The 15,165-nt window shown below is 59.8% G+C and carries 15 protein-coding genes and 1 tRNA gene; 6 read left to right on the top strand and 10 right to left on the bottom strand.

Annotation, left to right across the window (positions count from 1 at the left end; translation table 11 throughout):
- Nucleotides 1-352: 352 nt before the first annotated feature.
- Nucleotides 353-1,342: an AraC family transcriptional regulator gene (locus tag ACIP1G_RS12605; RefSeq protein WP_400737225.1), complete on the bottom strand. Its 990-nt coding sequence runs from the start codon at nt 1,340-1,342 to the stop codon at nt 353-355.
- Nucleotides 1,343-1,571: 229 nt separating this feature from the next.
- On the opposite strand from ACIP1G_RS12605, the gene antA reads away from it, so the two are divergent.
- The 4 genes from antA to ACIP1G_RS12585 all read left to right on the top strand — a co-directional run bounded on the left by antA (nt 1,572) and on the right by ACIP1G_RS12585 (nt 5,445).
- Nucleotides 1,572-2,972: an anthranilate 1,2-dioxygenase large subunit gene (gene antA, locus ACIP1G_RS12600; RefSeq protein ID WP_400737222.1), complete on the top strand. Its 1,401-nt coding sequence runs from the start codon at nt 1,572-1,574 to the stop codon at nt 2,970-2,972.
- Between the two features lie 2 nt (nt 2,973-2,974).
- Nucleotides 2,975-3,466: an anthranilate 1,2-dioxygenase small subunit gene (gene antB, locus ACIP1G_RS12595; RefSeq protein ID WP_400737219.1), complete on the top strand. Its 492-nt coding sequence runs from the start codon at nt 2,975-2,977 to the stop codon at nt 3,464-3,466.
- Between the two features lie 17 nt (nt 3,467-3,483).
- A complete protein-coding gene (antC, locus tag ACIP1G_RS12590) occupies nt 3,484-4,509 on the top strand; it encodes an anthranilate 1,2-dioxygenase electron transfer component AntC (RefSeq protein WP_400737216.1) in 1,026 nt (341 codons plus the stop codon).
- Between the two features lie 90 nt (nt 4,510-4,599).
- Nucleotides 4,600-5,445, top strand: coding sequence for an alpha/beta hydrolase (locus ACIP1G_RS12585; RefSeq protein WP_400737213.1), 846 nt, complete (start codon nt 4,600-4,602; stop codon nt 5,443-5,445).
- A gap of 50 nt (nt 5,446-5,495) precedes the next feature.
- On the opposite strand, the gene ACIP1G_RS12580 is transcribed toward ACIP1G_RS12585, so the two are convergent.
- The 4 genes from ACIP1G_RS12580 to ACIP1G_RS12565 all read right to left on the bottom strand — a co-directional run bounded on the left by ACIP1G_RS12580 (nt 5,496) and on the right by ACIP1G_RS12565 (nt 10,136).
- On the bottom strand, nt 5,496-6,773 hold the full coding sequence (locus tag ACIP1G_RS12580; protein ID WP_400737210.1) for an OprD family porin: 1,278 nt from the start codon (nt 6,771-6,773) through the stop codon (nt 5,496-5,498).
- A gap of 198 nt (nt 6,774-6,971) precedes the next feature.
- Nucleotides 6,972-8,405: an MFS transporter gene (locus ACIP1G_RS12575; protein WP_400737207.1), complete on the bottom strand. Its 1,434-nt coding sequence runs from the start codon at nt 8,403-8,405 to the stop codon at nt 6,972-6,974.
- 2 nt (nt 8,406-8,407) lie between these two features.
- Nucleotides 8,408-9,484: an MBL fold metallo-hydrolase gene (locus ACIP1G_RS12570; RefSeq protein ID WP_400737204.1), complete on the bottom strand. Its 1,077-nt coding sequence runs from the start codon at nt 9,482-9,484 to the stop codon at nt 8,408-8,410.
- 157 nt (nt 9,485-9,641) lie between these two features.
- Complete coding sequence (locus tag ACIP1G_RS12565) at nt 9,642-10,136, bottom strand: cupin domain-containing protein (RefSeq protein WP_400737202.1); 495 nt, start codon at nt 10,134-10,136, stop codon at nt 9,642-9,644.
- 245 nt (nt 10,137-10,381) lie between these two features.
- On the opposite strand from ACIP1G_RS12565, the gene ACIP1G_RS12560 reads away from it, so the two are divergent.
- A complete protein-coding gene (locus tag ACIP1G_RS12560) occupies nt 10,382-10,762 on the top strand; it encodes a YidH family protein (RefSeq protein WP_400737199.1) in 381 nt (126 codons plus the stop codon).
- A 10-nt stretch (nt 10,763-10,772) separates the two neighbouring features.
- Nucleotides 10,773-11,081 (top strand): DUF202 domain-containing protein, encoded by a 309-nt coding sequence (locus tag ACIP1G_RS12555; RefSeq protein WP_400737196.1) that lies wholly within the window; start codon nt 10,773-10,775, stop codon nt 11,079-11,081.
- Between the two features lie 359 nt (nt 11,082-11,440).
- Here ACIP1G_RS12555 and ACIP1G_RS12550 read toward each other — a convergent pair.
- The 5 genes from ACIP1G_RS12550 to ACIP1G_RS12530 form a co-directional block, all read right to left on the bottom strand.
- Nucleotides 11,441-11,516 (bottom strand) — tRNA-Gly (locus ACIP1G_RS12550).
- 63 nt (nt 11,517-11,579) lie between these two features.
- Nucleotides 11,580-12,140 carry a CDP-diacylglycerol--glycerol-3-phosphate 3-phosphatidyltransferase gene (pgsA, locus tag ACIP1G_RS12545; protein WP_400737194.1) on the bottom strand — a complete coding sequence of 187 codons (561 nt, stop codon included), beginning with the start codon at nt 12,138-12,140 and terminating at the stop codon, nt 11,580-11,582.
- Nucleotides 12,141-12,173: 33 nt separating this feature from the next.
- Complete coding sequence (gene uvrC, locus ACIP1G_RS12540; RefSeq protein ID WP_400737191.1) at nt 12,174-13,997, bottom strand: excinuclease ABC subunit UvrC; 1,824 nt, start codon at nt 13,995-13,997, stop codon at nt 12,174-12,176.
- 6 nt (nt 13,998-14,003) lie between these two features.
- Nucleotides 14,004-14,642, bottom strand: a complete 639-nt coding sequence (gene uvrY / locus ACIP1G_RS12535; RefSeq protein ID WP_003251380.1) for a UvrY/SirA/GacA family response regulator transcription factor — start codon at nt 14,640-14,642, stop codon at nt 14,004-14,006.
- A gap of 63 nt (nt 14,643-14,705) precedes the next feature.
- Complete coding sequence (locus tag ACIP1G_RS12530) at nt 14,706-15,095, bottom strand: helix-turn-helix domain-containing protein (protein WP_400737188.1); 390 nt, start codon at nt 15,093-15,095, stop codon at nt 14,706-14,708.
- Nucleotides 15,096-15,165 lie beyond the last annotated feature (70 nt).

The raw sequence follows: 15,165 nt of genomic DNA, 5'->3' as shown, positions 1-15,165 counted from the left end.
ATTCTTCGCGGGTGAACCCGCTCCTACACAGGTACTGCGAAGGTTTCGGGCTCACGCTGTACCTGTGTAGGAGCGGCTTTAGCCGCGAACACCGGCGCAGCCGGTGCCAGCCACCGCGCTGGATTCTTCGCGGGTGAACCCGCTCCTACACAGGTACTGCGAAGGTTTCGGGTTCACGCTGTACCTGTGTAGGAGCGGCTTTAGCCGCGAACACCGGCAAAGCCGGTGCCAACCACTACAGGGCTTGCCCGCGAAGAGGCCGGTACACTCAGCGCAATGCTTGAGATAGCCGGGGCGCCAAGGCTGAAACCAGCCTCGACTTTGTCAATTCCGCTCGCCCAAACTCACAACTTCAGTTGCTACGATGTGCCTTCAGCGTATGCGAAGGCAACTCCCCAAAACGCTCCTTGTACTCCTTGGAAAAACGGCCGAATTGCTGAAAGCCGTAATCCATGGCAATACTGGAGACCTTTTCCGAAGCGCGTGCCTGGGTCAGGCGTACACGTACCTGTTCGAAGCGTAGCTGCCGGTAGTACGCCATCGGCGTCATACCGTAATGGGTATGAAAATCACGATACAGGCGCTCGCGTGAAACACCCGCTGCGTGCTCCAGGTCTTCAAGCGTCAGTGGCGTTTCAAGGGATGCATTGAACAGCGCTTCAAGTTGGGCCAGGTACTGCGGGCGCCCGGTTTGCCGCGCTTGCAATTCATCAAAATAGTTATGCCGTTGAGAGAACAGCAGGCTCGTGATCAAACTACCTTCAAAGTTGCTCCACACCTCTGGCAGGTCGCACAACGAGTTCTCGGTCTGCAGCATCGACTGAACACTTTCCACCAGCTTCCACCACTCTTGCATCGCCCCTTCCACATGCACCATGGGCTCGAAAAGTATAGGCTGCACGATTTGCCGACCCAGCAACTTCGATAGCTTTGCCTCCAGCGCGCTGCGCGAAAGTTTGACCATTTTCTTCCGGCACTTCTCACCGATGGTCATGCGCAAGGACTGGTTGGGCGAGAGGATCACGCCCACCGAAGGGTTGGAAACGAAGGCCGTGCCTTGATGCTCGATGCTTTGCTCTCCGTATACTGGCAAGCTGATGCTGTAGCTCTCCTCCAGATCCTGGATCTTCACGCTCACCAGGGTCGAGTATTCGATATCCCCGATAGCGGCATTGCCAATGATCGTACCGTGATGACGAAAATCCAGCTCGCCAGGCCTGGGGACTTCAAGCGCATGTGGCCCATTGATGCTCAACATCCACTGTACGGCTTGCGCCGGCGTGTTGAGAACGGTTGAGAACTGCTGACGACTGGCATTGTTTTTATTGTGGGAGTAACGCATGGCATTTCCTCATCGAGCCCGAACCGCGAACGTCTCATTCATGCGCTTTTGCGGTAGCACGCTGGGCCACGCTATTTCTCTGGCGCGCCCACGTCAAGCACCATCAGTCCAGCCAGCGGCCTGATGAAAAGCGCAAAACTGGATAGTAATCCCGTGGTAGCTGAATAGTGCCGGAGCGGGCTGGGGGGTTTAATCAAACCATTCCCGCAGCAAGCAAAGGTCAGATTCCATGAGCACCAAATCAATTGCCCAGTGGCAGGACTTCATCAAGGGCTGCCTGGACTTTCGTCCAGCGCAAGGCGTGTACCGCATCGCCCGTGACATGTTCACTGAGCCGGCGCTGTTCGATCTCGAGATGGAGCTGATTTTCGAGAAAAACTGGATCTACGCGTGCCACGAAAGCGAGATCGCCGAAAAGCACGACTTCGTGACCCTGCGCGCCGGCCGTCAGCCCCTGATCATCACCCGGGACGGCGAAGGCCAGCTCAACGCCCTGATCAACGCCTGTCAGCATCGTGGTACTACCTTGACCCGCGTCGGCAAGGGCAACCAATCGACCTTTACCTGCCCCTTCCATGCCTGGTGCTACAAAAGCGACGGTCGCCTGGTCAAGGTCAAGGCGCCGGGCGAATACCCAGAAGATTTCGACAAGGCCACGCGCGGCCTGAAAAAAGCCCGCATCGAAAGCTACAAGGGCTTTGTCTTCGTCAGCCTCGATGTCCACGGCAAGGATTCGCTCGAAGACTTCCTGGGTGACGCCCGGGTGTTCTTCGACATGATGGTCGCGCAGTCCGCTACGGGCGAACTTGAAGTGCTGCCGGGCAAGTCGTCCTACACCTACGAAGGCAACTGGAAGCTGCAGAACGAAAATGGCCTGGACGGTTATCACGTCAGCACCGTGCACTACAACTACGTCGCCACCGTGCAGCATCGCCAGCAGGTCAACGCCGAGAAAGGCCTGACCGCCAACGGCACCCTGGACTACAGCAAGCTGGGGGCCGGTGACAAGGAAACCGATGACGGCTGGTTTGCCTTCCACAACGGCCACAGCGTGCTGTTCAGTGATATGCCCAACCCGGCCGTACGCCCCGGCTACGCCGCGATCATGCCGCGCCTCGTTGCAGAGCACGGCCAGGGCAAGGCCGAATGGATGATGCACCGCCTGCGCAACCTGAACATCTACCCAAGCATGTTCTTCCTCGACCAGATCAGTTCGCAGCTGCGCATTATCCGCCCACTGGCCTGGAACAAGACTGAGATCAACAGTTTCTGCCTCGGCGTCAAAGGCGAGTCCGACGCCGACCGCGAGAACCGCATTCGTCAGTTCGAAGATTTCTTCAATGTCTCGGGCCTTGGTACGCCGGACGACCTGGTGGAGTTTCGTGAAGCGCAGCGCGGTTTCCAGGCGCGCCTGGAGCGCTGGAGCGACATTTCCCGCGGCAGCGGCAAGTGGGTCGAAGGCCCTACCCGCAACAGCGAGACCATCGGCATCGCCCCGGCCCTGACCGGCACCGAGTTCACCCACGAAGGCCTGTACGTCAACCAGCATGGCAACTGGCAGCGCTTCCTGCTCGAGGGCCTGGCCCGCAAGGCCGAAGAACAACAATCCCTCAAGCTCAAGGAGGTGTGAACATGAATGGCGAACTGCAATACCGCGTCGAACAGTTTCTCTACCGTAACGCCGAGGCCTGCGATGCCCAGGACTGGGATGCCTACCTGGCGATGTTCAGTGAGGACAGCGAATTTCACCTGCCGCAGTGGGACTCGGAGCACGTCTACACCCTTGACCCAAAGAAAGGCATGTCGCTGATCTACTACGCCAATCGCGGCGGGCTGGAAGACCGGGTGTTTCGCATTCGCACCGGCAAAGCGGCTTCGACCATTCCCATGCCGCGCACCCTGCACCTGATCAGCAACGTGCGCGTTACCCCGCTGGAGGGTGATGAGCTGGAAGTAAAGGTCAATTGGCACACGTTGTACTACCGCCTGCAGAACGCCGAGCAATTCTTCGGCCGCGCCACCTACCGCCTGCGCCCCGACGGCGAGAGCTGGAAGATTGCCCGCAAGCATGTGGTGCTGCTCAACGACACGATCAATTCGGTGCTCGACTTCTACCATCTTTGACAGGGCGGATTACCATCATGACGTACAAGGTTGCCTTTAACTTTGCCGATGGAAAAACACAGTTCTGCACCGTTCAGGGCAACGAAGTGCTGCTTGATGCGGCGCTGCGTGCAGGCATCAAGATTCCGCTGGATTGCCGCGAAGGTGTGTGCGCCACCTGCCAGGGCCGCTGTGAGTCTGGGCAGTACACCCAGGACTACGTGGACGACGAGTCGCTCTCGGCCAGTGACCTTGCCCAGCGCAAAGTGCTGACCTGCCAGACACGCGTGCAGTCGGATGCAGCGTTCTATTTCGATTTCGACTCAACGCTCTGCCATGGCGCGGGCACTCTTGAACAACGCGGCACTGTAAGCGCCGTGGTGCAGGTTTCGCCGACGACGGCGATCCTTCATGTCGATGCCAGCGCGGTAGCCCAGCGCCTGGACTATCTGCCCGGCCAGTACGCCCGCATTCAGGTGCCAGGCACCGATCACAAGCGCTCGTACTCCTTTGCCAATCAGCCCAACAGCGCCAACCAGTTGCAGTTCCTGATTCGCCTGCTGCCTGACGGGGCGATGAGCAACTACGTTCGTGAACGTTGCCAGGTTGGCGATGAGTTGGTATTCGAGGCGCCTTTGGGGGCCTTCTACCTGCGCCACATCACCCGGCCACTGGTGATGGTTGCCGGCGGCACAGGCCTGTCGGCGTTCCTCGGCATGCTCGACGAAATTGCCGAGCGTGGTGGGTGTGGCCAACCCGTGCACCTTTACTACGGCGTTCGGCAGGCGGCGGACCTCTGCGAACTGGAGCGGATCGCAGGCTACGCCAAGTGCATTCCAGGCTTCAGCTTTACCCCGGTGATCAGCGACGCCGACCCTCTTTGGCACGGCAAGTGCGGCTATGTCACCGAACATTTCGAATTGCCGCATATGCACAGCGCGCCGTTCGACATGTACCTGTGCGGGCCGCCGCCGATGGTCGAGTCGGTGAAGAACTGGCTGAATGAGCAAGGCCTGGAAAACAGCCACCTCTACTACGAAAAATTCGCCCAGAGCAATACCTGAGTCCTGAGGGAGCATTGTTCGAATGCCGAACCGCCGCCTGGCGGTTCGGTTGTTTCTGTTGTGCCTGACTTCAACGCAAGAGACTGCGCCATGCCAAAAAACACAGCTGAATACCAATACGTCACCGGGCAGTATCGCCCCAGCTTCAGCGCCCTGTTCGAGCAGTACCAATTGGCCAACGACCAGGTGCTACGCGAGCGCACCTGGGATCTGGATTTGCGCTACGGTCTACACCCCAGGCAAACCCTGGACCTGTGCTTTGCCAAGGGCACCGCCAAAGCCAACCTGGTCTACCTGCACGCCGGCTACTGGCAGTCGCGGGACAAGGCACAGTTTCGCTTTATTGCCTCGGCGCTGAGTGCACGCGGCTTTAACGTCGCCCTGCTGAACTACCCACTGTGCCCTGATGTATCTGTCGATCAGATAGTCGCCAGCGTAAGTCACGGCCTACTGTTCAGCCTCACGACACTCCCGGCCAGGGACCGCCGCCTGCCGCTCATGCTTGCGGGGCATTCGGCGGGGGCGCACCTTGCGGTCGAGTTGGCCATGGCGCAAACCGCACTCGCGCCGCAGCAGCGCCCCATCGCAGCGATAGTACCGATCAGCGGGATCTATGATTTGGCGCCACTGATCGAAACCAGCCTGAATGACAAACTACGCCTGGACATGCACCAGGCGCAGGCTTGCTCGCCACTAACCCGCGTGAGCGGTGCTCTGGTGCCGGCAGCTTTTGTCGTCGGGGGAGAAGAAACGCCAGCGTTTCTTGAGCAGAATCGCAGCATGATGGAGGCATGGGCACTGACGGGTAGCCCGGCGACCTGCCTGGAGGTTGCCGGCCGTGATCATTTCACGGTTTTGCAGGAATTCGAGGGGCCGGGTGGCATGCTGCTTGAGCTGATCGACAACCTGTACCGAGCGCTCTGCCCTGCTGGCTGAAACCGCCTGAAGCATGAACGCGGCCGCCCCTGAGGGCGGCCTGCGGGTCACTAGAACTTGAAGGTGTAGCTGGTGATCAAGCGGTTCTCCTGGTAATCCACCCCAGAGGCCTGACCGTTGCCATAGCGCGTCTTGACGTCGATGTTGCGCCACTCGAATGCAACGCCCTGAAGCGGGCCACTCTGCACCACGTAGCTGATAAAGAGATTGCGCTCGCTCTCGACGTTCTGGTCCAGGGCGTTGTTGCCGCGATCGATGCCGGTGCCGCGCAGGTAGCGGGTCATCAGCTTCAGGCCAGGTACACCGTAGCCGGCAAAGTCCAGGTCGTAACGCAACTGCCAGGAACTTTCATTAGGTTTGACGAAGCCGACAGCAGACCAGTTCACCAGGTAGGGTTGCGGCGCATAGCCATTAAGGGTCGGGAATGTGCTTTCGCCGAGCATGCGCTGATAACCGACCGCGACAGTGTGCGAGTTTTTCCTCAGGCTGGTGAGCAAACCGTAGGAACGGTTGTCGATGTTGCCATACAGGGCCTGCCCATCCTCGTTGTTGTTGAAATAGCGCAGGTCGGTCTTCAACGCAAAGCCGTTACCCAAATCGTTGGTCTGGGTGAGGCCCAGGTATTGCTGCTGATAGATATCTTCCAGTTGCCCATAGAAGTACGTAGCCGAAAGACGCGGGGTGAATGCGTAGCTGGCACCGGCGAAGTTCAGCCCATCGCTGGCACGGCGCGGACCGTTGGGCCCGGTGAACAGGTACATTTTTTCGCGATTGGACGACTCGCGACTGCTGATCTCGGTAAAGCGCCCACCCGTCAGGACCAGGCCGTCCACTTCACGCGACTCCAGCAACAGACCGTGGTAGGTGGTAATGAGCTGGCGCGTATCGTCGATAAAGGCAACCGGCAGCAGCGGGCGGTGCTCCCCGACTTTAAGCTCGGTCCTGGAGTAACGCACCTTGCCGGTCAAGGCGGCGCGGCCATAGTCGTGTACCTGTTGGCCTTTGCTGTCATCGTAGGGAATGACGCTATCCGGCCCCCGACCACCGCCGCCATCCAGGCGATAGGCATATTGCCCTGACACATCGAGACCGAATTGCAAGGGGCCTTCGGTGTAGCCAGAGATGGCACGAAAATCGAACCCCTGGGTCCAGCTACCGACCCGTGACTGTGGCGCGCCGTTTTGTTTGAAGTCGCGATCCAGGTAGAAGTTGCGCAGCCCCAGACTGATCTGGCGGTCTTTCACGAAGTCTGCCTGGGCAGAAATCGGCACGAACATCCCCATCAGGCCCGCAGCAACGCCGCTGGCCAGCCAATTTTTATGGAACATCGAGGTGAGCCCTTCTGAGGTGTGCAAAGCACAGCCGTGGGAGCAGATCAGTTGGCCGAAAGGCAGAGCTCCGGCACTCGACCTACCTTGTTATTTTTATGACCACTTACTGAATCGGAGGGGGCGGCCGGTGTGTGAATGCGTGCAGGAGCGACGTTGTGTCGCCCCTGCACGGGGCGGGAGCGAGCCCTCAGGGCGTCAGGCAAAACGCTGCTGCAGTTTCTTCGCTGTACGGTCAGGGTTGAGGCAAAGGATGCTGACAAAGCCCATTACCACCAGGTAACAACCAATGTAGGCGAACGAAGCATTCATCCCTTCGGCCAGCCGTGCGGTCATTTCCAGGCTTTGTGGCGCGCCCTTGGTCACTTGCAGGTACCCTGCCCGCTCCATCAGAAGGCCGACCATGACCGGCGCCACGATCCCGCCTAGCGACGCTACGGCCGTCAGCGTTGCCATGACCGCCCCACGTTGTTTGGACGCAACGCAAAAGGCCACTGCCGTTGGCGCGAGGGGAAAGGTCATCGCCAGCCCTGCGGCAACCACCAGCAGGGTGACTGCGGCGTACCCTTGCAGGTGCGGAAGAATCAGGAAACAGACCCCGGACAACAGCAGGACCAGGCCGAACGAGGCACCCAAGGACAGGTAAACCGAAACACCGCGGCGCATCATTACCCGTGACGCATAACCCAGTACACCCAAGGTCAACGCGCCGAACAACCACGGAAAGGTCGATACCAGCCCGACCATCTCGGGCGAAAGCGACACTACCGCCCCCAGGTAACGGGGCGACCAGGTGGTCAAAAAGCCCTGCGCCCAGAAGCAACCGGCACCTGCCAGCGTGGCAACGATGAACATTTGCGAGCAGAACACCCGAAAAATAGGCACCTGCTCAAGCGTGTCCGACTTTTCTGCAATGCTCGCTCGCGCCTTGGCAGGGGGCTGGTCTTGCGCCGGCTCCGCGCCTGGTGCGTCCTCCTGATGCTTGCCCTTGAGATGGCTGTAGGGGCCCTCCTTGGCGACCACCAGCCAGAGTACCGACCAGATCAAGCCGACCAAGCCGAGAAAACCGAATGCCCAGCGCCACCCCCACTGCGGGTGGGCAATGATATAGGCCAGGATTGGCGCTGCAACGATCGGCCCCAAGGTTGAGCCAATGGCGACCAGGGTGCTGGGCAAACCGCGCTCCCGCGCCGGGAACCAACCGTGCACATGGTGCAGGGTCGTCGGTGTAGCGGGCCCTTCGGCGGCGCCAAGCACTATCCGGGTCACCAGCAGTATTGCAGCGCCGCCGCCAAACAGCATTGGAAACTGCAACACCGACCAGAGCACCCCCATGGTCAACAAGATCCATCGGGTTGGCACCTTGGCCGCGAGAAAACCTACACACACTGCACTGATTGCAAACAGAAAGAAAAAAGCGCTGCCAATGAAACCGAACTCACTCGCCGACAAACCGAGCTCACTCATCGCAGGCTCGGCAACCAATCCCAGCACAGCCTTATCGGCAAAATTGATCATCTGAAAGATCACCAGCATGCCGGTGATCAACCAGGCGCGGCGATTCATCTGCCCCTTGGCGACCGCAGCACGCAGTGTATGAGGCGGATATGCGGTTTGAGTCAGCTCTGTCATGTTCACACCTCGACGGCTTCAGACGCATGCAAAACAGTGTTGGAGGAAGCTGCAGTTACAGGGCCAGCAACGCGGAAGCTATCGTTATCTTCTGCCGCGTAGACCATGCCGCTGAAGTCACGGCGGGCGGCCCGGAGCATTTTTTCGATGTCTGCCGCGCCCGGCACATTCGGCACGATATGGTGCAGGATCAATTGGCTGACACCCGCTGCCTGCGCCACCTTGCCGACCTGCTCGTACGAGGTGTGCGACTCCTCGAGGTGCACGGCAATACCTTGACGGGTCGGCCCTTCGGGGAAGGTGGCGAGGATAGCATCCAGGTCGATGACTTCATGCAGCAGCACGTCGGCGCCCTTGGCCAGGCGGATGCAGTTTTCCGAATACGTCGTGTCACCGGAAATCACCACCGACCCGTACTGGCTGTCGATACGGAAACCGAAGGCTGGGTAGCACAGGCGGTGATCAACCAGAATGGCCGAAACCACGACTTTCTCGTCTCGATAAACCTCGAATGGGTCCATCACCGGGTGACGGGCCAGCACGGGGTCAGCCTTGGCTTCGGCCGGCACTTCGATGTCGTGGCCATAAACCCACTGGCTGGGGCTGGAGCGCCCTTCGTCGGCCATGCGGATGGCAACGTCAGAGGCGAATACCCGGTTGATCAATGCATCCACGACATCAGCCGTGCCGACCATCGGGTGGTCCCCGCCGCAGCAACCGGGCACCACAGGGTGATCGCCGTGACTATGCAGGGCGGGTACGCGCGGCGGTTTGGCCGGGCCGTAAACGTGAATCGGCTGGCTGAAGGACTCGCCCGGTACCTGCCAGCCAGTCAGCAAATAAGAGCCCAGGTCGTAAATATGATCAGAATGGTGATGGGTGATAAAAATCGCGCGCAGTTGATCCCACGTGCAATGAGAGCGGTAGTTACGAATACTGCCCATGCCACAGTCGAATACATAGGAACAGCCATCAACGACAACCGCTGTCGAGATACCGGCGCGGCTGGCCGAGACCACTGGCCCACCACCAGTGCCGAGTGTGTGAACAGTCATTCCGGAATGATTTGCCTGGCTCATCTGACTACCTTCTTATTCTCATTAATTAAAAATGCGGGTTATTGCCAAATCAATTTAATTCAGGCATTGGGCATATCACTATGCGGTTCTCGCTGGGTTTATATTCATTTCTGCTTTGTGCAAACAGCCACCCCGGCGGGATGGCTGAGCCGCTGGTTCATTCGAAATTCGGCGAAGTACCGGGTTTGGCAAACAGGATGTTGCGCAGCCCGGACAGCCTGACCACCTCTTCGGGGCTGGCCTGGTTGTGCAGCTCATCGAACAGGCTGGACAGGTCGTTACCCGGGCTTACCCAGAACAGCCCGCGGGCGGGCTTGTCCGCATCGATGCGGTACCCATGGCTCGAACCGCGTGGCCAGCAGACGTGATCGCCAGGCTTGGCGGTAAGCCACTCGCCATCCTTGTACAGCGAATACTCGCCCTCCAGGACGAACACGTGCTCATCCTGGATAGGGTGCGTATGCGGCGGTATGAAGCTGCCGGGCGGGTCATAGGTCAACCAGGCAAAACTGCTCTGATCATCCCCACCAAGAATCGGCCAATACGAAGTACCCAGCACGTTCCAGACTTTACGGCCGATCATGGATTTTATGTCGTCAACACCGAAAGGCAGTGGCACGTCTTGCGCGGAGTGCAGTTTCCCGGACGCCATGTAGTTCACCTCTTTGAAATATAATTGATCGGATGCTTTACCCAGCCTGACCTTAGCCAACCGACCAATGTGTGGGCTATGCAGATATTCGAGCAACGCTGTGCTTTTTTAGTAAGGCCATTGCCAAGAAGTGCATAGCGTTCAGCAAGAACTGCCCTAGCCAGGCAAACAAAACCATTCAGAATGCCAACGCAGGCGGTCGATCGACCGTACAACACCGGTGTTTAAATAGAAGGTTTGTTGCCATGCAGCATCCACCCGCTGAAAAATCGCTGAAGTCCAGATTCCGTCAGGTCTTTGCACTGGCCGATGGATACGAGCCCGACCCACGCTTCACGCTCGCCAATGAGCGCACCTTTCTGGCCTGGATCCGCACGGCCCTTGCCCTGCTTGCCAGCGGCATCGCACTGGATGCATTGCCACTGGAGCTGTTGGCCGGGCGCCCCCAAACGCTGCTGTCCTATGCCCTGACTGGCATGGCGCTGCTGGTCAGCGTCAATGCGACCCTACGCTGGCTCAACGTCGAGCGCGCCCTGCGTCATCGGCAAGCGCTTCCGTACCCGATCCTGGCACCGCTGCTGGGCTTGTTCGGGCTGATCGTTTCCACCCTGCTGTTGCTGCCTTGAGGGCCCCCAAATGCCCCTGCATGACGACCAAGGCCTGCAGCCCGAGCGCACGGCGCTGACCTGGGAGCGCACGGTACTGTCTACCCTGGTATTGGGGTGCATCGTTTTTCGTCATCCCCTGGCCCATTACGTTGCCATGACCACACTCATGCTCATGGCATTGGCTATCGGCACCGTCTATTCGCTGTTGATTAGCGGCGGCTATCGCAGATCGGCGCGGCACATCCGCGAAGAAAGCTCGGCCCCCCGACTGGGCGCTGTGCTGGCATTGGGGTTGGGCGTTGTGCTGCTGAGTATTGCAGCGTTGTGCGGCGCTTGATCTGTGTACCACCGCAAACCTCAAGGTATGCACCTGGAAGTCCTAACTCGGCCTGATAAAGCATTTCGGCTGCCAGGTGCTTGGCACAACATTTTTATTGCCTTTGAGATCGAGCGCCGGCCGCGCGGCGCTTCGCGGCACAAGGCCGCTGTCTGTTTCGGGCCAGTTACGCCTGTGAGGTCAAGCGACCGCGCAGACCTGGAGCCTGATGCAGAATGCTTGAAGTTATTTTTGAGGGTGCGGGTCAACCGCCAGCTTGAGCCTGGGCAAAAATGCGCAAGGCATAAATTTCAGGCACAAAAAAAGAGGCCCTTAAGGCCTCTTCTTTGTGATCCCAGCGACGCACTGAGGATCGAATTTGGAGCGGGAAACGAGACTCGAACTCGCGACCCCGACCTTGGCAAGGTCGTGCTCTACCAACTGAGCTATTCCCGCGTCGTGATGGGTGCCATTCTAGCGATTTTCAAAACCGCGTCAACCCCTTGATTCAAAAAACTTTTATTTTTGTTCCGAACCTTCGCGCAGGTGCGGCCAGGCGGCCAGCAGGTAGTGCGCCATCGACCACAGCGTCAGCCCCGCTGCGACCAGCAACAGCACATAACCCACGATCACCCAGAACGTCACACCCGGCGGGTTGGCCAGCAGGATTACCAGCGCCAGCATCTGCGCGGCGGTCTTCCACTTGCCGAGGTTGGACACCGCCACATGCGCCCGCGCGCCCAGCTCAGCCATCCACTCGCGCAGCGCCGAGACCACGATCTCACGGCCAATGATCACCGCCGCCGGCAGGGTCAGCCAGAAGTTGGCGTGGGTCTGCACCAGCAGCACCAGGGCCACCGCCACCATCAGCTTGTCGGCCACAGGGTCGAGGAAGGCGCCGAACGGCGTGCTCTGCTGCAGGCGACGCGCCAGGTAGCCGTCCAGCCAGTCGGTGGCAGCGGCAACCGCGAACACGCTGCTGGCGGCCATGTAGCTCCAGTGATAGGGCACATAGAACAGCAGGATGAAGATCGGGATGAGCAGGACGCGTAGAACGGTGAGCAGGTTTGGAATATTCATCGGTACGACTGGCCGCAAGTTGAGCCCGGCATTCTACTCGCTATGCAGGCTGGCATAAATTGATTCGGCAAGCTTTTTACTGATGCCGGGGGCTTTGGCGATTTCATCGATACTGGCGCGGTTGAGCTCTTGCAGGCCGCCGAAATGTTTCAGCAGGTCGCGGCGGCGCTTGGGCCCTACCCCGGCGACATCTTCCAGGCTGGATACCCGACGGGCCTTGCCGCGGCGGGCACGGTGGCCGGTGATGGCAAAACGGTGGGCTTCGTCGCGGATCTGCTGGATCAGGTGCAGGGCCGCAGAATCGCCCTTGAGGGTGAATTCGTGGTGCACGTCGTTCAGGTACAGGGTTTCGAAACCGGCCTTGCGGGTGACGCCCTTGGCCACGCCCAGCAACGTCAGGTCGGTAAAGCCCAGCTCCTGCATCACGTCGCGGGCCATGTTCAGCTGGCCCTTGCCGCCGTCCACCAGCAGCACGTCAGGCAGCTTGCCCTCGCCGTCCTTGATGCGCCCATAGCGGCGGGTCAGGGCCTGGTGCATGGCCGCGTAGTCGTCGCCAGCGGTAACGCCTTCGATATTGAAGCGGCGGTAGTCGGACTTCAGTGGGCCTTCAGGGCCGAACACCACGCAACTGGCCACGGTGGCTTCGCCGCTGGAATGGCTGATGTCATAGCATTCCAGGCGCTGCGGCACTTCATCCAGGCCCAGCACTTCGGCCAGGGCCTCGAAACGTGCGGCCATGTGCTGGCGGTTGGCCAGGCGGGCGTTCAAGGCTTGCTCGGCGTTGGTTACCGCCAGCTGCTGCCAACGCGCGCGGGTGCCACGTACCCGGTGGCTGATGCTCAGCTCGCGGCCGCGCAGGGTGTGCAGTGCTTCGGTAATGGCGTCGAAGTCTTCGTGTACCACGTTGACGATCAGTTCACCCGGCAATTCGCGTTCGGCATTGCCCAGGTAGTACTGGGAGAGAAACGCAGCCATGACCTCGGCCACCTCCTCCTCGATGCCTACCTGCGGGAAGAAGTTCTTGCTGCCCAGTACCCGCCCGCCGCGCACGCTGATCAGGTGCACGCAGGCGCCGCCCGGGTTGACGAACGCCGCAATGACGTCGACGTCGCCGCTGCCGCCTTCGATGTATTGCTGGTCCTGTACACGTCGCAACAGGGCAATCTGGTCGCGCAACTCGGCAGCCTTTTCGAAATTGAGGGCCATGGCGGCCTTTTCCATTTCGGCATTCAGCTCGTTGCCCAGTTGCTGGCTGCGGCCTTCCAGGAACATGACCGAGTGGCGCACATCCTCGGCGTATTCCTCGGCAGTGACCAGGTCAGTGCAGGGCCCTTTGCAGCGTTTTATCTGGTACTGCAGGCACGGCCGGGTACGGTTGGCGTAGTAGCTATCCTCGCACTGGCGCACGGAAAAGGCTTTTTGCAGCAAGCTGAGGCTTTCGCGAATGGCACCGGCGCTGGGGTACGGACCGAAATAGCGGCCCTTGGCCTTTTTCGCCCCACGGTGGATCCCCAGCCGCGGGAACTCGCCATCGGACAGGAACACATAGGGGTAGGACTTATCGTCGCGCAACAGGATGTTGTACGGCGGCCGCCATTCCTTGATCAGGTTCTGTTCCAGCAACAACGCCTCGGTTTCGTTGGCGGTGATGGTGGTTTCGACCTGGGCAATGCGGGCTACCAGCGCGGCGGTCTTGGGCGCCAGGCCGGTCTTGCGGAAATAGCTGGCCAAGCGCTTCTTGAGGTTCTTGGCTTTGCCCACGTAAAGCAGCCGGGCTTCGCCGTCGAACATCCGGTACACGCCCGGGCGACCGCTGCAGGTGGCCAGGAAGGCGCTGGCATCAAAAACTTGGGACATGAGGTTTTACAGGCTTGCGTCAACCATACCGTGGCGAACGGCCAGCAAGGTCAGTTCGACGTCGCTGGTGACCGAGAGTTTTTCAAAGATCCGATAACGGTAAGTATTGACGGTCTTGGGCGAGAGACACAACTTGTCGGAGATGATCTGCACTTTCTGGCAGCCGACAATCATCAGGGCAATCTGGATTTCCCGCTCGGACAGCGCGTCGAACGGCGAGCCCTGGGGCTGGAACGGTTTCAGCGCCAGCTGCTGGGCAATCTGCGGGCTGATGTAGCGCTGGCCGGCAAAGGCCAGACGGATGGCCTGGACCATTTCGTCAAGGCCTGCACCTTTGGTCAGGTAGCCGGCTGCGCCGGCCTGCAGCAGGCGCGTGGGGAACGGGTCTTCCTCGCACACGGTCACCGCCACCACCTTGATGTCCGGGTGGCTGCGCAACAGTTTGCGGGTGGCTTCCAGGCCGCCGATGCCGGGCATTTTCACGTCCATCAGCACCACGTCCGGCTTTAGTTCGCGGGCCAGCTTGAGTGCCGACTCGCCCGAATCACCCTCACCCACCACCTGCAGGCCATCGATGTCGGCCAGCATGCGTGTAATACCGGTTCGTACCAGATCGTGATCGTCGACCACTAAGACCCTAATCAAGCACACACCTCGTCAGCAGGGCGATTGGATCCCGCCACCTTAACAAAATTTTTCAAAGCGGGCTTAACGCATTGCTTCTGTCAGAAACGCCTTACGCTCAACTGTGAGAGACCTCACTGTTTGCCGGGGCTTATCAGTGTTGGCCAAACGCCCCAGCAGGTGCCAAAGTGCCGCCTGATCGTCGAACGACAGCTGCCGGAAAGCCCCCAGCAAACCGGACTCATCCGTGCTCAGGCCTTCGAGTGGTGCCGGGGTGCGGATACCGCTGAGCACATACAGCGCATCCACGCCCTTGGCCGCCAAGGCCGCCAGGTAATCGACCCGCGGCGTGCGTTCGCCGCTTTCGTACTTGCCCTGTGCGTTGGGTTCGACCCCGCCGATATCGCCAAACACACGCTGGGTCATGCCCAGGCGCTCACGCTCTTCCCGCAGCCGCGGCCCGATTCCATTCATGGGGTCCCTCCTCAATCCTTGATTTCAATCATGCGTGGCCTGCCCGTTTGCAAGCAGCCGTGAATGCCTG

Source organism: Pseudomonas sp. NPDC089392 (assembly GCF_044749595.1).
Classification (GTDB): Bacteria; Pseudomonadota; Gammaproteobacteria; order Pseudomonadales; family Pseudomonadaceae; genus Aquipseudomonas.
The sequence above is the reverse complement of the archived record's forward strand: the minus strand, read 5'-3'. Positions and strand labels throughout refer to the sequence as shown.